The sequence below is a fragment of the Pseudoclavibacter sp. RFBB5 genome (assembly GCF_002931555.1).
Classification (GTDB): Bacteria; Actinomycetota; Actinomycetes; order Actinomycetales; family Microbacteriaceae; genus Pseudoclavibacter.
Genome location: NZ_PSTZ01000005.1, coordinates 289,856 through 310,456 on the forward strand (window position 1 = coordinate 289,856; position 20,601 = coordinate 310,456).

The 20,601-nt window shown below is 69.9% G+C and carries 18 protein-coding genes; 7 read left to right on the forward strand and 11 right to left on the reverse strand.

Features of this window, described 5'->3' with window-relative positions; all coding sequences use genetic code 11:
- Positions 1 to 20: 20 nt before the first annotated feature.
- The gene (locus tag C5B97_RS06370) at positions 21 to 743 is read right to left on the reverse strand and encodes an MBL fold metallo-hydrolase (RefSeq protein ID WP_104311271.1); all 723 of its coding nucleotides are present in this window, start codon (positions 741 to 743) and stop codon (positions 21 to 23) included.
- Positions 744 to 796: 53 nt separating this feature from the next.
- Here C5B97_RS06370 and C5B97_RS06375 point away from each other — a divergent pair, with 53 nt between their 5' ends.
- Entirely contained in the window at positions 797 to 1,336 is a 540-nt protein-coding gene (locus C5B97_RS06375; protein ID WP_104311272.1) for a TetR/AcrR family transcriptional regulator, read from the forward strand.
- 18 nt (positions 1,337 to 1,354) lie between these two features.
- Here the strand turns inward: C5B97_RS06375 and C5B97_RS06380 are convergent, their stop codons facing one another.
- The 5 genes from C5B97_RS06380 to C5B97_RS06400 all read right to left on the reverse strand — a co-directional run bounded on the left by C5B97_RS06380 (position 1,355) and on the right by C5B97_RS06400 (position 4,747).
- Positions 1,355 to 1,720: an iron chaperone gene (locus C5B97_RS06380; RefSeq protein ID WP_104311273.1), complete on the reverse strand. Its 366-nt coding sequence runs from the start codon at positions 1,718 to 1,720 to the stop codon at positions 1,355 to 1,357.
- Positions 1,721 to 1,742: 22 nt separating this feature from the next.
- On the reverse strand, positions 1,743 to 2,192 hold the full coding sequence (gene rnhA, locus C5B97_RS06385; RefSeq protein ID WP_104311274.1) for a ribonuclease HI: 450 nt from the start codon (positions 2,190 to 2,192) through the stop codon (positions 1,743 to 1,745).
- Between the two features lie 55 nt (positions 2,193 to 2,247).
- Entirely contained in the window at positions 2,248 to 2,718 is a 471-nt protein-coding gene (locus C5B97_RS06390) for a hypothetical protein (RefSeq protein ID WP_104311275.1), read from the reverse strand.
- A gap of 60 nt (positions 2,719 to 2,778) precedes the next feature.
- A complete protein-coding gene (locus C5B97_RS06395) occupies positions 2,779 to 3,489 on the reverse strand; it encodes a bifunctional 2-polyprenyl-6-hydroxyphenol methylase/3-demethylubiquinol 3-O-methyltransferase UbiG (protein ID WP_104311276.1) in 711 nt (236 codons plus the stop codon).
- Between the two features lie 154 nt (positions 3,490 to 3,643).
- On the reverse strand, positions 3,644 to 4,747 hold the full coding sequence (locus tag C5B97_RS06400) for a GNAT family N-acetyltransferase (protein ID WP_104311277.1): 1,104 nt from the start codon (positions 4,745 to 4,747) through the stop codon (positions 3,644 to 3,646).
- A 141-nt stretch (positions 4,748 to 4,888) separates the two neighbouring features.
- Between C5B97_RS06400 and C5B97_RS06405 the strand changes: the two genes are divergently transcribed.
- Positions 4,889 to 8,848, forward strand: a complete 3,960-nt coding sequence (locus C5B97_RS06405; protein WP_104311278.1) for an AAA family ATPase — start codon at positions 4,889 to 4,891, stop codon at positions 8,846 to 8,848.
- Positions 8,849 to 9,149: 301 nt separating this feature from the next.
- Positions 9,150 to 11,672 carry an RNA helicase gene (locus C5B97_RS06410; RefSeq protein WP_258068043.1) on the forward strand — a complete coding sequence of 841 codons (2,523 nt, stop codon included), beginning with the start codon at positions 9,150 to 9,152 and terminating at the stop codon, positions 11,670 to 11,672.
- Between the two features lie 316 nt (positions 11,673 to 11,988).
- Here C5B97_RS06410 and C5B97_RS06415 read toward each other — a convergent pair whose 3' ends face one another.
- Together C5B97_RS06415 and C5B97_RS06420 are read right to left on the reverse strand one after the other, a co-directional pair.
- Positions 11,989 to 13,092: a TerC/Alx family metal homeostasis membrane protein gene (locus C5B97_RS06415; protein WP_104311280.1), complete on the reverse strand. Its 1,104-nt coding sequence runs from the start codon at positions 13,090 to 13,092 to the stop codon at positions 11,989 to 11,991.
- A 233-nt stretch (positions 13,093 to 13,325) separates the two neighbouring features.
- Positions 13,326 to 13,892, reverse strand: coding sequence for a histidine phosphatase family protein (locus C5B97_RS06420; protein WP_104311281.1), 567 nt, complete (start codon positions 13,890 to 13,892; stop codon positions 13,326 to 13,328).
- Between the two features lie 97 nt (positions 13,893 to 13,989).
- Here C5B97_RS06420 and ftsY point away from each other — a divergent pair, with 97 nt between their 5' ends.
- The 3 genes from ftsY to C5B97_RS06435 all read left to right on the forward strand — a co-directional run bounded on the left by ftsY (position 13,990) and on the right by C5B97_RS06435 (position 16,811).
- Positions 13,990 to 14,865 (forward strand): signal recognition particle-docking protein FtsY, encoded by an 876-nt coding sequence (gene ftsY, locus C5B97_RS06425; RefSeq protein WP_104311282.1) that lies wholly within the window; start codon positions 13,990 to 13,992, stop codon positions 14,863 to 14,865.
- A 60-nt stretch (positions 14,866 to 14,925) separates the two neighbouring features.
- Positions 14,926 to 15,318, forward strand: coding sequence for a hypothetical protein (locus tag C5B97_RS06430; protein ID WP_104311283.1), 393 nt, complete (start codon positions 14,926 to 14,928; stop codon positions 15,316 to 15,318).
- 125 nt (positions 15,319 to 15,443) lie between these two features.
- Entirely contained in the window at positions 15,444 to 16,811 is a 1,368-nt protein-coding gene (locus tag C5B97_RS06435) for an MFS transporter (protein ID WP_104311284.1), read from the forward strand.
- 41 nt (positions 16,812 to 16,852) lie between these two features.
- Here the strand turns inward: C5B97_RS06435 and C5B97_RS06440 are convergent, their stop codons facing one another.
- The 3 genes from C5B97_RS06440 to C5B97_RS06450 form a co-directional block, all read right to left on the reverse strand.
- Positions 16,853 to 18,034 (reverse strand): sorbosone dehydrogenase family protein, encoded by a 1,182-nt coding sequence (locus tag C5B97_RS06440; protein ID WP_104311285.1) that lies wholly within the window; start codon positions 18,032 to 18,034, stop codon positions 16,853 to 16,855.
- A gap of 102 nt (positions 18,035 to 18,136) precedes the next feature.
- On the reverse strand, positions 18,137 to 18,352 hold the full coding sequence (locus C5B97_RS06445) for an SCO4848 family membrane protein (protein ID WP_104311286.1): 216 nt from the start codon (positions 18,350 to 18,352) through the stop codon (positions 18,137 to 18,139).
- Positions 18,353 to 18,361: 9 nt separating this feature from the next.
- A complete protein-coding gene (locus C5B97_RS06450) occupies positions 18,362 to 18,928 on the reverse strand; it encodes a gamma carbonic anhydrase family protein (protein ID WP_104311287.1) in 567 nt (188 codons plus the stop codon).
- A gap of 79 nt (positions 18,929 to 19,007) precedes the next feature.
- On the opposite strand from C5B97_RS06450, the gene ffh reads away from it, so the two are divergent.
- Positions 19,008 to 20,579, forward strand: a complete 1,572-nt coding sequence (gene ffh / locus C5B97_RS06455; RefSeq protein ID WP_104311288.1) for a signal recognition particle protein — start codon at positions 19,008 to 19,010, stop codon at positions 20,577 to 20,579.
- Positions 20,580 to 20,601: the final 22 nt, after the last annotated feature.

Sequence of the window (20,601 nt, forward strand, 5' to 3'; positions counted from 1 at the left end):
CGCGTGGACGAGCATCGCGGTCAGCGGGGCCCAGTGGCCGCCGACTCGACCGCCGCCACCGCCGCCTCTACTCCCTCGCTCCACGGGGCTCCGTGGCCGGGCAGCACCCACTTCGCTGTGGTGTCGACGATGGCCTGCAGGGATGCGATCGCCTGGGCGGGCTCGTCGGTGAACGGGGCCGGCTGAGGGCCCTCCGTGCCCGTGAGCACGTGGCGGGTAGTGAGCCCGTCGCCCACGAAGACCGCATCCGCGACCGGCACGTAGACGGCGATGCTGCCCGCGGAGTGGCCGGGCATGCCGATGATCTGAGGCGAGCCAGGGAGGTCGAGGGTCTCGCCGCCCTGGACCTCGATGACCTCTGTCAGCCACCGGGTCCGGGCGCCGCCCTTGCGAAGCGTGTAGGCGGCGAACCCGAGGAGCGCGCCGAGCCTCATCTGCTGCTTCGCGGTCGCTGGCTTCGGACCGCCCTTCGCCCGCTCCGCGTCTTCAGCGTGGATGAAGACCGGCACACCGTGGTCGCGTCGGAGGCGTTCCGCGAAGCCCACGTGGTCGGAGTCGCCGTGCGTGAGGATCACGCCCCTGATGTCGGCGACCGTGAGCCTCAGCGTCGCGAGCTCTGTCACGAGCTCGCGCCAGTGGCCGGCCAGGCCCGCGTCGATGACGGTCACGCCCTCCGGCGTCACGACGAGGTAGGCGGCCACGATGTCGTTGCCGATGCGGTGGAGCGAAGTGTCGAGTCTCATGATGGCTAATCTATGTAGCCATCATGGCTACTGTCAATAGCTATAGTGGATGCATGCCTACTCCGGACAGGACCTCCCTCGACGCCATCGTGCTCGCTGCCCGCGACCTCCTCGAGAGCGAGGGGCTCGCAGGCCTCAGCATGCAGGCGGTCGCCGCCCGTGTCGGCGTGCGAGCTCCGTCCCTCTACAAGCGCGTGGCGAACCGCGAGGAGCTCATCCAGTTCGTGGCGGAAGCGACCCTCAGCGAACTCGGGGAACGACTTGATGAGGCGGGCAGCCTCGAGCAGCTCGCGGGCGAGTTCCGGGCCTTCGGCCACGAGCGGCCAGCCGCCTTCCAGCTGATCCTGACGCCGGGCGCGGGGACGCCGACGGCACGGCCCGAGTTCGGAGCGTCCGCCAGCCAGAGCATCCTGCGGCTCGCGGGCGAACTGGCCGGTGAAGAACGTGCGCTCGAGGCGGCCCGGACGCTCACGGCATGGGCTGCCGGCTTCGTGAGCATGGAGCTCAACAGCGGCTTCAACCTCGGCGGGGACGTCGACGAGGCGTGGCGCTTCGGGCTCGCGAGCATCGTCAAGGCGATCGGCGACGAGTAGTTCGCGTCGAGTCGCGAGCTACTGCTGCCGGCCGGCGTCGATCTGCCGTGCGTGGTACGTCACGAGCTCCTCGATGAGCGCATCCGGAAGCGGCTTCGCGACCGTGAACTGGATGGCGTGCTTCGTCGTCGTGTAGTCGGTGAGGCGGTCTGCGAACTCCTCGATCGCCCACTCGGACGGGTAGAAGCTCAGGTGCTTCTTCGACGCCGTGAAGTAGACCAGCGCCCTGCCCTTGTAGGCGAGCGTCGGCATCCGGTAGCTGATCTTCTCCTCGGCCTCCGGCACGATGCGCTTCACGATCGAACGGATGCGCTCGAGCTCGCCCCGATACTCCGGGCTCAGTGCCTCGAGGTACTCGTCGATGCTGCTCGCCGTCTCAGCCATGCTTCGAGTCTACGGAAGCGGCCTAGCCGCCGCGTCGTGCCTGGTCGACGCCCTTGTTCGCGAGCATGTCGGCGCGCTCGTTGCCGACATCGCCTGAGTGGCCCTTCACCCAGCGCCACTCGATGGTGTGGCCGCTGTCCTCGACGAGCGCGTCGAGCTCCTTCCAGAGCTCCGCGTTCTTGACGGGCTGCTTCGAAGCGGTCTTCCACCCCTTCGCCTTCCACCCCTTGATCCACTCGGTGATGCCCTTGCGGACGTACTGGCTGTCCAGGTAGAGCGCGACGTTGCAGGGCTTCTTGAGTGCGCTGAGGCCCTCGATGACGGCCTTGAGCTCCATGCGGTTGTTGGTCGTGTTGAGCTCGCCGCCGAACAGCTCCCGCTCGTGGTCGCCCGACTTCAGCCAGACCCCCCAACCGCCAGGCCCTGGGTTGCCCTTGCAGGCGCCGTCCGTGTACATCACAACATCGCTCACGTGCGTCCTCCGGATTCGCGGCCAAAACCGATAGCGTACGCGCCGCCGTCCGGCTTCACTGCACTTCCTCCGGCGCGGCCGCGGGGCTCACGTAGACGTTCTCGCTCAGCCGGGTGAGGGAGATGTCCTGGGGGAGGCGCTCCGGGCTCGCATCGTCCGGCACGACGAAGTAGGTGGAGCGGTCATCCCCGAAGCTCCCGCCGACGATGCTGCAGGTGAGCCCCCAGTCCTCGTCGCCAGGTCCGGTCAGCACGAGGCAGACGGAGTCCTCACCGCCTTGCGTGCCGCGCGCGAGGAAGACGAGTGTCCCGTCGTTCTCCGCGGCGAGCCTGACCGTCTCGACATCTACTTCGACGCCGTCCTGGGTGGTCTCGACGGCGGAAGGCAGCACGTCCCTCTCGTCGGCCGCGCGCGCCAGGTCTGCGTAGTGCGCCTCATCCTCGGGAGGTGACGAGGCGCATCCGGTCAACACGGCGATGGCCAGCAGTCCCGCCCCGGCGACGTGGAAGGGTCGAGCACCATTCACTGTTCACTCCTTTGTCGTCGAGGTCTCAGTCAAGCAGACCGGGAGGGGGGCAGTGGTGGGTCAGGCGCGACGGTGCAGCAGCACCACGCTGTCCTCGAGGGTGCCGGGTTCCCCATCCGGTGAGGTGACCTCGCGGGTGCGGAGCTCGGCGACCACCGCCTCCCACTCGTCTGCGGGCAACGCCAGGTCGGCGACCTCGCGCTCTGGATGCACGAACAGGTGCGCGGGATGCTCGGAGCCCGACGCCCATGATGGCGGGCCCGCGTGCGCGACGGTGAGGAGGTGGCCGCCGGGGGCGAGCGTGAGGGCGGCCTCGCGGATGATCTGCGTTCGAGGGAGGTGCACGGGCGACTGGAGGAAGCTCGCCGTGACGAGGTCGAGCGGCTCTGTCGGACGCCACGTCTCGAGGTCGCCGGCCACGAAGTCGAGCAGTGACGCATCCACCCCGGCAGCATGCGCCGCCGAGCGTGCGCGCTCGATGGCGACCGTCGAGATGTCGATGCCCGTGACCCGCCAGCCCTGCTGGGCGAGCCAGATCGCGTCGCCGCCCTCACCGCATCCGAGGTCCAGAGCGCGGCCCGGCGCGAGCGTGCCGGCGACGCTCGCGAGGTTCGCGTTCACGCGGCCAGACCACACGGCGGGCTTCGCCGAGTAGAGCTGTTCCCAGAACTCGGTGGGTGCCTGCGGCTGATGGGCGGCCGCGGCAGCGTTCGTGCCCGAAGCTGCGGATGGATCGGAGGCATCGGATGCGTGGTGGTGGTGCGAGGTCATGCGCTCAGCATGCGCAGGCACGCTGGCGATGGCAATACCGCTTGCGGGAACCGCAAACGCGGACGCGCGTCCAACCTGCGGGACGAGGTGGCCCGCCGAGGCGCATCTGGCTCGTCGTGGCCTGTTTCATCACGCACATCGGCCGGCGTGCTCGCTACAACCGCTTCTGCCAGCCGCCCTCCGGCGCGAGCGCGGTGAAGCCGAGCGCCTCGTTGACGCGCAGCATGTGTGCGTTCTCCTCGGCGTTCCAGGTGAAGACGCCCGTGCACTCCGGGTAGCGCTCGGCGAGCTGCTCGAGGTTCGCGGCTTTCACGAGCATCCCGAGCCGCCTGCCGCGGTGCGTCGACGTGACGAGCGTGTTGTCCTGCTGCGCTGGGCGCGTGGTGTCGTCGAGGTCGAGCTGCAGCATCGACTGGGCCACGAGGCGGCCGCTCGGGAGGTGCAGCACGGCCGCGTTCAGGAACGTCGCCCCGGATGCGAGCGCGCGGCGCTCCAGCTGGGCGACTCGCTCGGCATCCCAGTGCTCTTCGTCCACTTCGAGCTCACCGGCCGGGGCGTCGACCGACATGTCGCCGTTGAGCCTCGCGAGGTCGTCGAGGTGCGCGGGGTCGCTCTCGCCCTCCCAGGTGAGCACGCGGTAGTCGTCACCGGCCCGAGCGGCCGCGGCCTCCATGTGCGCGAGCAGGCTCTCGGCCGACACCGGGAGGCGCAGCTCGCTGATGCGCTCGATCTGGCCGAGCTCCCAGCCGGTCTTCCACAGGAAGCGAGCGGCGGGGTCCGCCGCCGAGACGCTGCCGTGCCCGGTCGGCGCGGCCACCCGCTCGCCTCCCGGGGTCGGATGCTCGACCCAGGCCTGCAGGGACGTGCGGCCGTCCGCCCGTGCGAGCTCCTCGAGGCGGGCCGCGACGAAGGTGCCGATGCCTCGCCGCCTGGCAGGCGCATCCACGACGACGTGCGGGTACGCGTGCGTGGGGGAGTCGCGGGGCGAGACCATGAACTTCGCCGCGGCGACCGGATGCTCGCCCGCGTCCCGCCCGTCGCCGCTCAGGAAGGCGAGGAACAGGCGGCTCGTGACGGGGCCCGGCATGGTCCAGTCGGCGAGGATGCGCTGGCTCGTCTCGAGCAGACGACCCTCGCCGTAGGTGGCGGCGTATCCGGAGTTGACGATGTCGCGGAAGCCCTCCAGCAGGCGCCAGGCCTCCCCGTCTCGGGCCGACGCCGGCTCTGGAGGCGTGAGCTCCCGAATGAAGTAGTCCACTCCGGTACCGTAGCTGTCAGGCCAGGGCCCCGTCAGCCCCGCCAGCGCGCCGATCGGGGCGCCGCGACCCCAGTCCGAGCAACCAGCCCGGTCCGACCCACGAACGAAGTCCGACCACCAGCGAGAGGCCAGCGAGCGCGCATGCATCTGAAGAGCCTCACGATGAAGGGCTTCAAGTCATTTGCGCAACCGACGACCCTCGCGCTCGAACCTGGCGTGACCTGCGTCGTCGGCCCGAACGGCTCCGGCAAGTCGAACGTCGTGGACGCGCTCGCCTGGGTCATGGGCGAGCAGGGAGCGAAGAGCCTCCGCGGCGGCAAGATGGAGGACGTCATCTTCGCCGGCACCGCGACGCGCGGGCCGCTCGGCCGCGCCGAGGTGACGCTCACGATCGACAACGCCGACGGGATGCTCCCGATCGAGTACAGCGAGGTGACGATCCGCCGCACGCTGTTCCGCAACGGCGGGTCCGAGTACGCGATCAACGGCGACGGCGTGCGCCTCCTCGACGTGCAGGAGCTGCTCAGCGACACCGGGCTCGGCAAGGAGATGCACGTCATCGTCGGCCAGGGACGCCTGGACGCCGTGCTGCGCGCGACCCCGGAGGAGCGCAGAGGCTTCATCGAGGAGGCCGCCGGGATACTCAAGCACCGCCGCCGCAAGGAGAAGACGGTGCGCAAGCTCGAGGCGATGGAGGCCAACCTCACGCGCCTCCGCGACCTCACCAACGAGGTGCGCCGTCAGCTCAAGCCGCTCTCCCGTCAGGCCGACATCGCCAGGCGCGCGCAGGGCATCCAGGCCATCGCGCGCGACGCGAAGGCGCGCCTGCTCGCCGACGACGTCGTGCAGCTGCGCGCTGCCCTTCGCCTCGCGACCGGCATCGAGCAGGAGCGCTCCGAGGAGCGGGTCGTCCTGCAGGAGAAGCTGACCGCAGCCCTGAACCGGGCCGAGCTGCTCGCCGCCGAGAACCGGGGAGACGCGGCCGACGGCGCGCGCCGGGTCGTCTTCGACCTGGAGAGCGTGCGCGAGCGCATCCAGAACCTCAACGCGCTCGCCTCGCAGCGCAAGGGGCTGCTCGTGTCGCGCCTCGAGTCGCCCGCGTTCGTGCCGACCGTGACCCTCGAAGCCGTCGACGTGGCCCGCCGCGAGGCGGAAGTGCTCGTCGAGCGGGCCGCCGAGGCCGAGACGCTCTGGGAGGCGACGAAAGTCGCAACCCGGGATGCGCGTGCCGCGCTCGACCGCATCGATGTCGAGATCCAAGCCCAGGCGACGCGAATCTCCGCCTACGACCTCACCCGCAGCGAGCTGCGCGGCGCCGCCGACACCGCCGCCTCGAAGCTCGCGTCGGTGCGCGGCGAGGTGCTCAGGCAGCGCAACGCGCGCGACGCGGCGAACGACCGCCTCGCGCAGGCCACGAAAGCGAAGGAGCAGCTCGACGCGAGCGCCGCGCAGAGCGCCTCCGACTCGAGCGAGCTCGACGCCGCCTACAAGCGAGCCGAGGCCGCGCAGCGCGAAGCGGAACAGCAGCTCGACGCCGGACGCACCAGAGCCCACGAGCTCGAGCGCGAACGCGACGCCCTCCAGGCCCGCGTGCAGGCGCTCACTCTCGCGACGGCCGCCAAGGACGGCACCGCGGCCCTCCTCGCCGCCCGCCTCGACGGCGTCGAAGGCCCCGTCGCCGAGCACCTCCGCATCGACGAGGGCTACGAGGCCGCCATCGCCGCAGCCCTCGGCTCGACGGCGGATGCGGTGCTCGCGAGCGACGCCGACGCCGCCTTCCGGGTGCTCGAGCACGCCACGGGGGAGAAGCTCGGCCTCGTCGAGGTGGTCGCCGAGTTGGGCGCCGCCGCCGCGACGTCGACCGGCGCCAATGGCAGCACGCCTCCGGAAGGCCTGCGCCCCGCGGTCGAGCTCGTGCAGGCGCCGCCCGCGATCGCCGCGCTGCTCGCCCGCGTCCACGTCAGCGAGACGCTCGACGAGGCACGGGCCGCGGTGGCAGCGCAGGCGTCCTCCGGAGACGCACCAGTGGACGCCACGCTGACCATCGTCACCCGCGCCGGAGAGGTCGTCACGAGCACCTCCTTGCGCGGCGGCTTCGCGGAAGAGGGCACCAGTCGACTCGAGCTGCTTGCGGCCCGCGACCGCGCATCCGCCCGCCTCGCCGTAGTCGCCGACGAGCTCGACCAGGCAGCGCTTGCGCTCGCTGAACATCGCGCCGCATCGCAGGCCGCGAAGACCGAGGCGAAGCGCACGCTCGACGCGCTCCGTGCCTTCGACGGCGCGCTCGCGGCCGAACGCGAGCAGCTCAACCGGGCCAGCGCGCGAGTGGATGCGGGCACCGCCGAGCTCGCGCGCGCCGCGAAGGCCTTCGACCTCGCCTCCGGCGGCGTCGAGGCGGCCGAGCACGCGGCAAGCGCGGCCAAGGCGGCGCTCGCGGAACACGAGGCCCTGCCACGGCCCGAACTCGACTCCTCGGCGCGCGTCGACGCCAACGCAGGGGTGGAGCGCGCCCGCGAGGCCGAGGTCGAGGCGCGCCTGCAGCTCGAGACGCTGCGCGAGCGCTCGCGCAGCGAACGACTCCGCGCAGAGTCCCTCGAACGCCAGCTCGAAGCCGACCGTCAGGCCGCGGACAAGGCCGCCCGCGAGACCGTCGTGCGCCGCGCGGAGCTCGCCCAGACCGAGCGCGTGCTCGTCGCCATCCCGCGCCTCGCCGCCGCCGTGCAGGAGTCGCTCGCCGAAGCCCACCAGCAGCTCGCCGAGGCCGAGCGTGAACGCGCCGCCCAGCACGAGGAGCTCGGTCAGCTGCGGCAGACCGAGCAGCAGCTGCGCGCCCGCCTCAGCGAGATCACCGAGGACGTGCACTCCATCGAGCTGCAAATCTACGAGAAGAAGAACGCGCTGCGTTCCACGCTCGAGCGCGCCGCGAGCGAGCTGCGCCTCGCCGAGGCCGTGCTCGTCGCCGAGTACGGGCCGGACCAGCTCGTGCCAGCCGACGACGACGCGCTGCGCGCGAAGGCCGAGCGCATCGCCTCCGCGCTCGCCGAGCAGCGGGCCAGGCACGAGGTCGCCGCCGAGGGCGAGGCGGCGGGCTCGGCTGCTGCGAACGGCGCGGGGGAGCCCGCTGATCGGGGCGACGCGACGGATGCGTCCGTCGCCGCCGGCGCAGTGGGCACAGAGGGCGCGGCGAGCGTCGCCCCAGGTGCCAACGATGCTGCGCTCGCGCTCGCGGGCGCGGGCGCAGGCGCCGACGCAGGCGCCGACGCAGGCGCAGACAGCGCGACGGACGCCGACACCGCCAGCGACACTGACACCGCCAGCGACGCCGGAGCTGGAGCCGGTCCCGGTCCCGCGCTCCCGGAGCACCTCGACGACGACCTCGCCGCGACTCTCGAGGAGGATGCGGAGGAGGAGTTCGTGGGCGTGCCCTTCGTGCGCGCCGAGCAGCAGGCGCGCCTCGCCGCCGCCGAGCGCAAGATGTCGACGCTCGGCCGCATCAACCCGCTGGCCCTCGAGGAGTTCGCGGCCCTCGAGCAGCGGCACGCGTTCCTCGCCGACCAGCTCGACGACCTCGCGGCGACGAAGGCCGACCTGCTGCGCATCGTCGGCGACATCGACGAGCGCATGCGCACCGTCTTCGAGGCGGCCTTCGAGGACACGCGGGAGGCCTTCCACACGGTCTTCCCGATCCTCTTCCCCGGCGGTTCCGGCGACATCACGCTCACGGCGCCAGACGACATGCTCACGACGGGCATCGAGGTCTCGGTGCGACCGGCCGGCAAGAAGATCGAGCGCCTCTCGCTGCTCTCCGGCGGGGAGCGCTCGCTCGCGGCCGTCGCCATCCTCGTGTCGATCTTCAAGGCCAGGCCGAGCCCGTTCTACATCATGGACGAGGTCGAGGCCGCCCTTGACGACGCCAACCTCGGCCGACTCCTCGCCGTCTTCGAGGAGCTGCGCGCTTCCAGTCAGCTCATCGTCATCACGCACCAGAAGCGCACGATGGAGATCGCGGATGCGCTCTACGGCGTCTCGATGCGCCAGGACGGCGTCTCCGCGGTCGTCGGCCAGCGCATCCAGCGCGACGAGGGCCAGCCCGCCGCCTAACCCGCGTCGCCCCTGCCTGCCTGCCCGCGTCGCGCCCGCGCATCCGGGATCGCTGCCAGTCAATGGGCCCGAATGGAGCCGCGTAAAGGGCCATTCGCCTGGCAGCGTTCGAGGGTGAGGTGCCGACAAGGGCCAGTTGGCTCGCAGCGATTGCCGGAAGCTCCGCGCCGCCGGCGGACCCGGGCGTGGGACGATGGACCCAATGACTTCCGTCGACGGCACCTCCGCCCCAGCCCCCGCCACGCCCGAGCCCAAGCTTGGGCTCGTGACCCTCCTCCCGGACCCGTACGACGCCGACTCCATGTTCGAGGCGTTCGAGCTGTGGACCACGAGCCGCGGCATCACCATGTACCCGGCGCAGGAGGAAGCCGTCATGGAGCTCGTCTCCGAGGCGCACGTCATCCTGTCCACGCCGACGGGCACCGGCAAGTCGCTCGTCGCGATCGCCGCCCACGCGGCCTGCCTCGCGCAGGGCGGCCGCAGCTACTACACGGCCCCCATCAAGGCGCTCGTGAGCGAGAAGTTCTTCGCCCTCGTCGAGATCTTCGGGGCTGCGAACGTCGGCATGGTCACGGGCGACAGCTCCGTGAACCCGGACGCGCCCATCATCTGCTGCACCGCCGAGATCCTCGCGAACCTCGCCCTGCGCCAAGGGTCTGACGCCGACGTCGACCAGGTGGTCATGGATGAGTTCCACTACTACGGCGACCCAGACCGCGGGTGGGCGTGGCAGCTGCCGCTGCTCATGCTGCCCGACGTACAGTTCCTGCTCATGTCGGCGACCCTCGGCGACGTCACCGAGATCGTCGAGGACCTCGAACGCCGCACGCAGCGCGATGTCTCTCTCGTGACCGGCGTCGAGCGTCCCGTCCCGCTCGACTTCTCGTACGTCGTGGCGCCCACGCACGAGACCGTCGAGAAGCTCGTCGAAGAGCGCAAGACGCCCATCTACATCGTGCACTTCTCGCAGGCCGCGGCCATCGAGCGGGCGCAGGCGCTGTCGAGTCTCAAGGTCGTCGACCGTGCAGGCCGGGATGCGATCGCCGACGCCATCGGCGGGTTCCGCTTCACGACGGCGTTCGGCAAGGTGCTGTCCCGGTACGTGCGGGCCGGCATCGGCGTGCACCACGCTGGCATGCTGCCCCGCTACCGCCGCCTCGTCGAGACGCTCGCGCAGAAGGGCCTCCTGCGGGTCATCTGCGGCACCGACACCCTTGGTGTCGGCATCAACGTGCCCATCCGCACGGTGCTCATCACGGCGCTCGCCAAGTTCGACGGACAGCGGATGCGACACCTGTCGGCGCGAGAGTTCCACCAGATCGCGGGGCGCGCGGGCCGGGCCGGCTACGACACGGCCGGGACGGTTGTCGTCGAGGCGCCAGAGCACGAGATCGAGAACGCCGCTGCGGTCCGGAAGGCGGGCGACGACGAGAAGAAGCGCAAGCGCATCGTCAAGAAGAAGGCGCCGCAGGGCTTCGTCTCGTGGGGTGAGAAGTCGTTCGAGAAGCTCGTCTCCGCGGAGCCAGAGCCACTCACCTCGCATATGCACATCACGGCGTCGATGATCATCAACGTCATCGCGCGTGGGGGAGACGTCTTCGGCAACGCGAAGAGGCTCGTCTACGACAACCACGAGAAGCCCGCCCGTCAGCGGGAGCTGGCGTTGCGCGCGATCGGCATCTTCCGCACGCTCGTGACGGCAGGCATCGTCGAGATCGGCAGGCAGGGGCGCATCACCCTCACCGTCGACCTGCAGGCGAACTTCGCGCTCAACCAGCCGCTCTCGCCGTTTGCGCTCGCGGCCATCGAGCTGCTCGACCCTGACGCTGAGGCCGCTCCCGGCGACCGCGGTTCCGAGGAGAACACGAGCGGCGAGGGGGCCGTCGGCTCCGGCCACTACGCGCTCGACGTCGTCAGCATCATCGAGTCGACCCTCGACGACCCGCGCCCCGTGCTCTCGCAGCAGCAGTTCAAGGCGCGTGGCGAGGCGGTCGCGCAGATGAAGGCCGACGGCATCGAGTACGACGAGCGCATGGAGCGGCTCGAGGAGATCACGCATCCCAAGCCGCTCGAGGGGCTCCTCGCGCAGTCGTTCGAGCTGTTCGCGCAGCACGAGCCGTGGGTGCGCGACTTCGAGCTCTCGCCGAAGTCGGTGGTGCGCGACATGTTCGAGCGCGCCATGAGCTTCGCCGAGTACGTGAACTTCTACCAGCTGATGCGCAGCGAGGGGCTTGTGCTCCGCTACCTGAGCGACGCGTACAAGGCCATCCGCCAGACGGTGCCGGACGAGGCGAAGACCGAGGAGCTGCTCGACATCATCGAGTGGCTCGGCGAGCTGGTGCGCCAGGTCGACTCGAGCCTCATCGACGAGTGGGCGTCGCTGGTCGACCCTGAGCAGCAGGCAGCGAGCGACGAGCCCGTCGTGCCACCGGCCCCGCCGAGCGTCGTCGGCAACCGCCGCGCGTTCACGGTGCTCGTGCGCAACGAGATGTTCCGCCGAGTGCAGCTCGCTGCCCTCCAGCGCGACGAGGCGCTCGCCGAGCTCGACCCGGACGTGGACTGGTCGAAGGCTCTCGACGACTACTTCGCCGACCACGACTCGATGGGGGTGGATGCAGCGGCTCGTTCGCCGAAGCTCCTCACGATCGACGACTCCGAGGGGCGCCAGTCGGGCGGCCTCTGGACCGGCGTGTGGCATGTGGAGCAGATCATCGATGACCCGGCTGGCGACCACGACTGGCGCATCCGCGCCGACGTCGACCTCGCCGAGTCGCACGAGGCCGGGGAGGCCGTCGTGCGGGTCACCGAGGTCGCGCGCCTGTAGACCCGGCGCCCTCGCCCGGCACGCCCCTTCCGGGGCAGCCAGCAGACCTGGGGCTTGCGCATGCCTCCGGCAAGACCCGGGTGCGGCGGCCACAGGTCTGCGGTGGCACCATCCGCAGACCTGGGGGTCGCGCATCCACAACACGGCACGCGGATGCACAAACCCCAGGTGTGCAGCGGGCACCGGCGGCGCCGGAGGCCACCGGAGACCGCACCAGGCCGCACGAGTCCGCCCTGGTCCGCCGGGCAGGAACGACGGAACCGGATGCTCGCGACTGGCGCGTGCATCCGGTTTCGTCGTACTGCTGGCGTGGTGCCTAGCGGCGGTCGGGCTCGTGGCTGGCGACCGGAGCGGAGTCCGTGTCCTCTGCGGTCTCGGGCGTGGTGCCCTCGACGCCGGCGGCTGCGGCCTCAGGCCCACCGGCGGCGGACCCGACGGTGCTGGGAGCGTCGTCGCCCTTGGCGCGGGTGTAGATGATGCTCGCGATCGTCGCGACGATGAGCACGCCGAAGATGAACGTGAGCGACAGCCAGATCGGGATCTCGGGGATCCAGAGGAGCGGCTCGCCACCGTTGATGAAGGGCAGCTCGTTCTCGTGGAGCGCGTGGAACATGAGCTTCACGCCGATGAAGCCGAGGATGAACGCGAGGCCCAGGTCGAGGAACACGAGGCGCTCGAGGAGCCCGCCGATGAGGAAGTACAGCTGGCGGAGGCCCATGAGCGCGAAGGCGTTCGCCATGAAGACGAGGTACGGCTCCTGCGTGATGCCGAAGATGGCGGGGATGGAGTCGAGCGCGAAGAGCAGGTCGGTGAAGCCGAGGGCCACGATGACGAGGATGAGCGGCGTCCAGACCTTCTTGCCGTTCTCCAGGATCTTCCACTTGTCGCCGTCGTAGTGCTCGCTGGCGGGGATGATCTTGCGGACGAGGCCGACCCACTTGGGCATCTCCGGCTCTTCGTCCTTGAAGGAGTCGATGGCCTGCTTGACGGCCATGTAGAGCAGCCAGGCGGCGAAGATGTAGAAGACGGAGACCCAGGCCTCGAGGATCGCGGCACCCGCGATGATGAACGCGAAGCGCATGACGAGAGCGATGGCGATGCCGATGAGCAGCGCCTTCTGCTGCGCGATCTTCGGCACCTTGAAGCTCGTCATGATGATGAGGAAGATGAAGAGGTTGTCGACCGACAGCGCCTTCTCGGTGGTGTAGCCGGCGATGAACTCGCCCGCGTGCTGCCAGTCCCAGACGAAGCCGAGCGCCACCATGAAGACGACGGCGAGCGCGATGTAGAAGATCGACCACCAGCCGGCTTCCTTGAGGCTCGGCTCGTGCGGCGTCTTCACGTGGGTGAAGAAGTCGAAAACAAAGAAGCCGATGACCACGGCAATGGTCACCGCCCAGATCCAAATGGGAACGTCCACGGGTCCTCCGGAGGGGTGTGTTCGGCGAATCGGCCGAAGGTCTCTTCCGTCGGCAGAAACCGACCGACGCGCCCGGGTGGCTGATGACAGTCACCGTGATGACGAGCGCGTCGCAGGAGGAATACTCCCCTTCAACGAAGCTCATCGTACACCGTGGACGGGGCGACGCCAGGGGCGGCGAGGAATCCGTCGCTCGAATCCGGGATTCGCGTGCCTGCGTTCCCGGATGCCTGCTACGGCGTGGGAACGAGCGGGTACCCGTTGAGCAGCGTCACGACGAAGCCGCCTTCAGCGCCCGGTCGCAGGATGCTGAGGCCGAGGTTGCCGATGTGCGGCGCCTGGGCGCCGAGGATCGCGGTGAGGACGAGGCGGATGACGCTGCCGTGGCACACGATGAGGGAGTCCTCGTCCGGGTGGGCGGCCGCGACCTCGCCGATGGCGGCGAGTGACCGCTCGACGACCGCGGCTCGCGGTTCGACGGTGGGGTGGTCGAGTGGACGGCGGGTCCCGTCGGGCATCCAGTACTTCTCACCTTCGAGGACCCCGAAGCTGCGCTCGATGATGCCGGGCAGCAGGATCGGGGCACCGAGGCCCGTTCCCTCGCCGATGATCTCGGCCGTGACTCTCGCGCGGGAGAGCGGGGAGCTGTAGAGGTTGCTCCAGCCCTGGCCCACGAGGAGCCCGGCTGCATCTCCCGCCTGGTCGAGGCCTCTCGAGTTCAAGGGTATGTCGGTGGCGCCCTGGAGGAGGCCGGTCGCGTTCCACTCGGTTTCGCCGTGGCGGATGAGGCCGATGCGCATAGTGCTCCGTTCGAGGTTTCCACCCTCGCTGGCGAAGTTTCGCCGCTGGCTGAGGGGTCAGCACCCATGGTGTCAGAGCGCTGACTACGCTTGGCACATGGCTGAACGCACTCCCTGGTCACTGTCCGGCGCTCTGCGCGGCATGTTCGGCAGGCAGAAGATCGACGAGACGACGTGGGACGACCTCGAGGAGGCGCTGATCACGGCCGACTTCGGACCCGACATCGCCGACGAGATCGTCGAGCAGCTGCGCGAGCAGGTCGACCGGTTCCATACCGAGGACCCGAAGGACCTGAAGCGGATGCTGCGCGAGCTCATCGAGGAGCGGCTCTCGAAGTTCGATACGACGCTGAACCTGCGCGAGCGCCCCGCGGTGACGCTCGTGGTCGGGGTGAACGGCGTCGGCAAGACCACCACCATCGGCAAGTTCGCGAACTTCCTGCGCATCAACGGACGCACCGTGGTCGTCGCGGCGGCGGACACGTTCCGCGCGGCGGCGGTCGAGCAGCTGGCGACCTGGGCGCAGCGCGCCGGCGCGGGCATCGTTCGCCCGCAGCAGCACGGGCAGGACCCAGCATCGGTCGCGTATCAGGCGGTCGAGATCGCGATGCGCGAGGGGCTCGAGATGGTCGTCATCGACACTGCTGGCCGTCTGCAGACGAAGAGCGGGCTCATGGACGAGCTGTCGAAGATCCGCAGGGTCGTCGAGAAGCTGGCGCCCGTCTCCGAGGTGCTGCTGGTGCTCGATGCGACGACCGGCCAGAACGGTGTCGCGCAGGCCGAGGCGTTCATCCAGCACGCCGGCGTCACCGGCCTCGTGGTGACGAAGCTCGACGGCTCCGCCAAGGGTGGCTTCGTGCTCGCGGTGCAGGAGCGGACAGGTCTGCCGATCAAGCTCATCGGGCAGGGCGAGGGCATCAACGACCTGGCTGGCTTCACGCCGCACGTCTTCGCCGAGAAGCTCGTCGGCTGAGGCCCGCCGTCGCCCAGTGCGGGGGAGTAGTGTGCCTCGCATCCGTGGAAGAGGTCTCTGATGGAAGCTGACGCGCTGTTCGTGTTCCTGTCCTACGCGCTCGCGGTGGTGCTCGCGGGTGCGGGCGGAGTCCTCATGGCCTTCGGCTCCGTACCGAGGCGATCCTGGCGCATGGTGATCTTCGCGACCGTCAGCCTGCTCGGGGCGGCCCTCCTGATCTGGACGGCGTTCGGGTCGCGGCCGTGGCTCTTCGTGGTCTTCGTGCTGGTGGCAGTGCTCGCGAACGCGGTGACGAGTGCCCTGCGGTGGAAGCTGCTCCCGCAGCTCAGCGGCGCCCAGCTGCCCGAGCTGCTCCGCCTCGTGCTCCTCCGCCCCGACATCCTCAGGCGGATGGCCGCTGACGCAGCCCAGCTGGAAGCCGACCGACTCCGCCGGGAGCGCGGACGAGGCTGAGCCTGCCATGAGGAGCCGAGCTCGCACAGCGCCGTCGAAGCAGACGATTTTCCCGTGGCGCGAGACGAAATGACGAAATCGCGGCGAGGCGGAAGGATTCGTCGACGGCAGAGGTTGTCAGCCACGTGACCCGCCAGCAACGCCAGATCCTCGTCATCGCGATCCTCGCCTCGTTCGTCGCCTTCCTGGACGGCTCGGTGACCAATGTCGCGCTCCCGGCCATGGTCGCCGAACTCGGCGGCGGACTCGGCACCCAGCAGTGGATCGTGGACGCGTACCTCATCACGCTCGGCTCGCTCATCCTGCTCGCGGGTTCCCTGTCTGACGTGTTCGGTCGCATCTCGGTGCTGCGTTTCGGCTTGATCGGTTTCGGCATCACGAGCGTCGCCATCGCGCTGTCGCCGACTCCGGAGTTCGTCATCGTCGCGCGGGCACTGCAGGGGGTGGCGGGGGCGCTGCTCGTCCCGAGCTCGCTCGCGCTCATCATCTCGGCGTTCCGCGACGCCGCGCAGGCGAAGGCGATCGGCATCTGGACAGCCTGGACCGGTGCCGCGTTCCTCGCCGGCCCCTTCCTCGGCGGCCTCGCGGCCGACTACGTCACCTGGCGTCTCGTGTTCGGCATCAACGTCATCCCGATCCTCGTCACGCTCTGGATGCTCACCCGACTCGACAAGAGCGTCGACAGCAGGTCCGGCGGGCGCATCGACGTGCTGGGGGCGGTGCTCGGCTTCCTCGGCCTCGGCGGGCCCGTGTTCGCGCTCATCGAGCAGGGCAACTACGGGTGGGGGAGCCCCGTCGTCTTCCTGCCTCTTGTGCTCGGCCTGTTGAGCTTCGCGGGATTCCTGTTCTGGCAGGCGCGTGCGCCGCAGCCGATGCTGCCGCTTGGGCTCTTCCGCATCCGCAACTTCTGGGCTGGCAACATCGCGACGGTCTTCATCTACGCGGCGCTCTCGCTGGGCGGCTTCGTGCTGGCCATCTACCTGCAGCAGGTGGCCGGGTTCAGTGCCACGTTCGCCGCGCTCGCGACGCTGCCGACGTCGATCGCCAACGTGGCGCTGTCATCGTGGTTCGGTTCGCTCAGCGGACGCTTCGGGCCGCGCCTCTTCATGACGGTCGGGCCCATCCTCGCGGGCGTCGGCACGCTGATGTACTCGGGGCTCGGCTCCGAGGTGAACTACTGGACCCAGGTGCTGCCGGGCGTCGTCGTCTTCTCGCTCGGCCTCTCGATGACCGTCGCTCCGCTCACGTCCGCCATCCTCGGCTCCGTGCCGACGACGCAGTCCGGCATCGGCTCGGCCACCAACAACGCCATCTCGCGAGTTGCCGGCCTCGTGGCGATCGCGATGATCGGCGTCATCGCCGGCGGCACGATCGACGTGGCCAGCTTCCAGCCGCTCATGTTCGTGACGGCTGGCCTCCTCTTCGCCGGGGCGCTCAGCTCATGGCTCGGCGTGCGGAACCCGAAGCCGGAGGCCGTCACCGCGGCGAGCTGACCTCGACCGGTCGCGGGCGGATGGCGCAGGCCGGGGAAGCGTCACGTCGCGCTGAGCGTGAGCTCGAGCAGGGTGTCGTCGCCGTCGCGCGGTGACCCCCGCCCGTCGGTGTTGTTCGTCAGCACGAGCAGGGTGCCGGATGAGGTCACGACGGCGTCGCGGAGCCGCCCGAACTCGTCGACGTAGAGTGCCTCGTCGCTGGCTTCTGATGCCCCTGGGATGGCGATCTTCCAGAGGCGCTCCCCGCCGAGGCCGGCCATGAAGAGCGTGTCGCGCGAGTACGCGAGGCCGCTCGGGCTGGCCTCGTCGGTCGACCACTGCAGGACGGGGTTGAGGAACGCGGGGTCGTCGCCCTGGCCTTCGACGTTCGGCCAACCGTAGTTGCCGCCCGCCTCGATCTTGTTGAGCTCATCCCACGTGTTCTGCCCGAACTCGCTCGCCCACAGCGCACCTGTTGCGTCGAACGCGAGGCCTTGCGGGTTGCGGTGGCCCATCGAGTAGACGCGGTTGCCGAACGGGTTGTCGGCGACGGGGGAGCCGTCGAGCTCCATCCGGAGGATCTTGCCGTTGAGCGAGTCCTGGTCCTGGGCGAGATCGGTCTGGGACGCGTCTCCGGTCGAGGCGTAGAGGTAGCCGTCCGGGCCGATCGCGAGTCGCCCGCCGTTGTGGTTGCCGGCTTTCGCGATGCCGTCCACGATCACTTCGGGGGCCCCGACGCCGAGGCCACCCTCCCAGGTCACGGGGAAGCGCACGATGCGGTTGTCGGCGTCGGCGGTGTAGAAGGCGTACAGCCACTGCTCGGCGTCGTCGCTCGTCCCCGCGAGGGCGAGGCCGAGGAGGCCGCCCTCGCCGCCCGGTGCAACGTCATCGATGGTCGTCACGACGCGATTGGGGTTCGACCCGTCGGCGGACACCTCGACGATCTGGCCGGAGTCGCGCTCGCTCACGAGGAAATCGCCCGTCTCCAGCTCGACGACGGACCAGGGGGCCTGAAGGCCAGTCGTGAACACTCGCGGGTCGCCGCTCGGGGCGACGGGGCCGGGTTCTTCGGTGGTTGTTGCTGCTGACGTCGCCGGAGCCTGGGTCGTGGATGCCGGCGACGGGCTGGCCGACGCCGTGGCCGTCGCCGTCGCCCCTGTCTCGGGTGCTGTCGGCGCGCATCCGGCGAGGGCCACTGCTGCGGCCGCGGTGAGGGCGATGAGCGGAGCGGTGCGCTTGGTCATGGTGACGGCCAATCCTTCGACGACGGATGCGACCAGTCAAGCCGAGCAGTCTGTGCTGGCGCTCCGTGCCGGGGCCGTTGGCGCCTGCGCCAGCGACGCGGCTCAGTTCGTCAGCAGGAGGATGCCGAGCAGCGCCTGGGCGATGCCGATGACGAGCGCCGTGAGCACGAGCACGGCGTGCACCGTGAGGAAGCGAGTGGGGCGACCGTTCTCGTCCCGAGCGCGCGGGTCGTTGGAGACCCGACGGTAGAAGGACGGCCAGACGAGCACGTTGAAGACAGCACCGACGAGCAGGGCGATGCTTGCGAGGAAGACCATGCCCCAAGCCTATGGGCGGGCGGTGGCGTCCCCGATCGAGATGGCAGCGCCAGCGGGGCTCTGCCGCTTCGCGAGGGCGACGTAGCCTGCCGCGTGCGGAATGAACGCGGCGCTCTCCGCTGCTGTCAGCTCGCGCCGGACCTTGGCGGGCACGCCGGCGACGAGGACGCCGTCAGGGATGCTCGCGCCCTCGAGCACCACGGCGCCCGCGGCGACGAGCGAGCCCGTGCCGATGATGGACCTCGAGAGGCACGCGGCCTTCATCCCGATGAGCGTGCCGTTCGCGATGGTCGTGCCGTGCAGGAGCGCCTGGTGGCCGGCCGTCACGTCGTCGCCGATGATCGTGTCGACCTCTCGCTCGACGTGCACCACGGTGCCGTCCTGCAGGTTCGACCGGGCCCCGATGACGATGCGGCCACCCACATCCGCTCGCAGCACGCACCCGTACCAGACGGACGATTCCGGGCCGATCTCGACGTCACCGACGATGACGGCACCCGGCGCGATCCACGCGCTCTCGTGGATGCGGGGCGTCTTGCCCTCGAACGGCAGAATCAGGGGAGCGGCGCTGGTCATGCTCCGATACTCGCAGTTGCGCTGCTCCTTCGCGACCCCGCACGCCAGACTCCGCCACCTCGGCTAAAATGGGCGGACTATGGCCATTTTCGGGAACCTCTCTGACCGGCTGACGCAGACGCTCGCCGGCCTCCGCTCCAAGGGCAAGCTCACGCCCGCCGACGTCGACGGAACCGTGCGCGAGATCCGTCGCGCCCTCCTCGAAGCCGACGTCGCGCTTCCCGTGGTCAAGGACTTCGCCGCGCACGTGCGCGAGCGGGCCCTCGGCGACGAGGTCAACCGCGCCCTGAACCCGGCTCAGCAGGTCGTGCAGATCGTCAACGAGGAGCTCGTGCGCATCCTCGGCGGCGACACCCGCCAGATCGAGTTCGCCAAGCAGCCGCCGACGATCATCATGCTCGCCGGCCTTCAGGGCGCCGGAAAGACGACGCTCGCCGGCAAGCTCGCGAAGCGGCTCGCGGGGGAGAAGCACACGCCGCTGCTCGTCGCGGCCGACCTCCAGCGTCCGAACGCCGTCACCCAGCTGCAGGTCGTCGGCCAGCAGGCAGGCGTGCAGGTCTACGCCCCTGAGCCCGGCAACGGCGTCGGTGACCCAGTGCGCGTCGCGACGGATGCGGTCCGCTTCGCGAAGGACAAGCTGCACGACGTCGTCATCATCGACACGGCCGGCCGCCTCGGCGTCGACCAGGAGCTCATGAAGCAGGCGGCTGACATCCGCCGCGCCACGACCCCCGACGAAGTCCTCTTCGTGATCGACGCCATGATCGGCCAGGACGCCGTCGCGACGGCCAAGGCCTTCCAGGAGGGCGTCGACTTCACCGGCGTCGTGCTCTCGAAGCTCGACGGAGACGCCCGCGGTGGCGCCGCCCTCTCGGTGGCGCAGCTCACCGGTCGTCCCATCATGTACGCGTCGACCGGTGAGGGGCTCGACGACTTCGAGGTCTTCCACCCCGACCGCATGGCGAAGCGCATCCTCGACATGGGTGACATCCTCAGCCTCATCGAGCAGGCTCAGAAGGCCTTCGACGAGGACGAGGCGATGGAGATCGCGGGCAAGCTCGCGACCGAGAACTTCACCCTCGATGACTTCCTCAAGCAGATGCAGCAGCTGCGCAAGGCTGGCAACTTCAAAAAGATGATGGGCATGCTCCCGGGCATGGGCCAGATGAAGGAGGCGCTCGAGAACTTCGACGAGCGCGAGCTGGTCCGCACCGAGGCGATCATCCAGTCGATGACGAAGGCCGAGCGGCAGAATCCGAAGCTGCTCAACGGCTCGCGTCGCGCGCGCATCGCCCGCGGTTCCGGTCGGACCGTCACCGACGTCAACGAGCTCGTGAAGCGCTTCGAGCAGGCGGCGAAGATGATGAAGACCGTCGCACGCGGTGGCACGCCGCAGATCCCCGGCATGGGGCCGATGCCAGGCCAGCACGGCGGTCGCAAGGCTGCGGCCAAGGGCGGCAAGAAGAAGCAGCAGGGCAAGCGAAGCGGCAATCCGGCCAAGCGCGCGCAGCAGGCCGTCGAGGAGGCCGCGGCTCCGAAGCGGCCGGGTGGCGCGTTCGGTGGCGCGGGTCTCGGACGTCCCGCGGCAGGCGACGGGCAGCCGAGCCCGGCGGAGCTCGAGCAGCTCCAGAAGTACCTGGGTCGCGGGTAGCTCGAAACGCTGCCGCTGGCGG

Excerpts from the sequence above, each read along its gene's own strand:
- C5B97_RS06370 (WP_104311271.1), bottom strand. The coding sequence starts at position 743 with ATGAGACTCGACACTTCGCTCCACCGCATCGGCAACGACATCGTGGCC.
- C5B97_RS06375 (WP_104311272.1), top strand. The coding sequence starts at position 797 with ATGCCTACTCCGGACAGGACCTCCCTCGACGCCATCGTGCTCGCTGCC.
- C5B97_RS06380 (WP_104311273.1), bottom strand. The coding sequence starts at position 1,720 with ATGGCTGAGACGGCGAGCAGCATCGACGAGTACCTCGAGGCACTGAGC.
- C5B97_RS06395 (WP_104311276.1), bottom strand. The coding sequence starts at position 3,489 with ATGACCTCGCACCACCACCACGCATCCGATGCCTCCGATCCATCCGCA.
- C5B97_RS06405 (WP_104311278.1), top strand. The coding sequence starts at position 4,889 with ATGCATCTGAAGAGCCTCACGATGAAGGGCTTCAAGTCATTTGCGCAA.
- C5B97_RS06410 (WP_258068043.1), top strand. The coding sequence starts at position 9,150 with ATGTTCGAGGCGTTCGAGCTGTGGACCACGAGCCGCGGCATCACCATG.
- C5B97_RS06420 (WP_104311281.1), bottom strand. The coding sequence starts at position 13,892 with ATGCGCATCGGCCTCATCCGCCACGGCGAAACCGAGTGGAACGCGACC.
- ftsY (WP_104311282.1), top strand. The coding sequence starts at position 13,990 with ATGGCTGAACGCACTCCCTGGTCACTGTCCGGCGCTCTGCGCGGCATG.
- C5B97_RS06430 (WP_104311283.1), top strand. The coding sequence starts at position 14,926 with ATGGAAGCTGACGCGCTGTTCGTGTTCCTGTCCTACGCGCTCGCGGTG.
- C5B97_RS06440 (WP_104311285.1), bottom strand. The coding sequence starts at position 18,034 with ATGACCAAGCGCACCGCTCCGCTCATCGCCCTCACCGCGGCCGCAGCA.
- C5B97_RS06445 (WP_104311286.1), bottom strand. The coding sequence starts at position 18,352 with ATGGTCTTCCTCGCAAGCATCGCCCTGCTCGTCGGTGCTGTCTTCAAC.
- C5B97_RS06450 (WP_104311287.1), bottom strand. The coding sequence starts at position 18,928 with ATGACCAGCGCCGCTCCCCTGATTCTGCCGTTCGAGGGCAAGACGCCC.
- ffh (WP_104311288.1), top strand. The coding sequence starts at position 19,008 with ATGGCCATTTTCGGGAACCTCTCTGACCGGCTGACGCAGACGCTCGCC.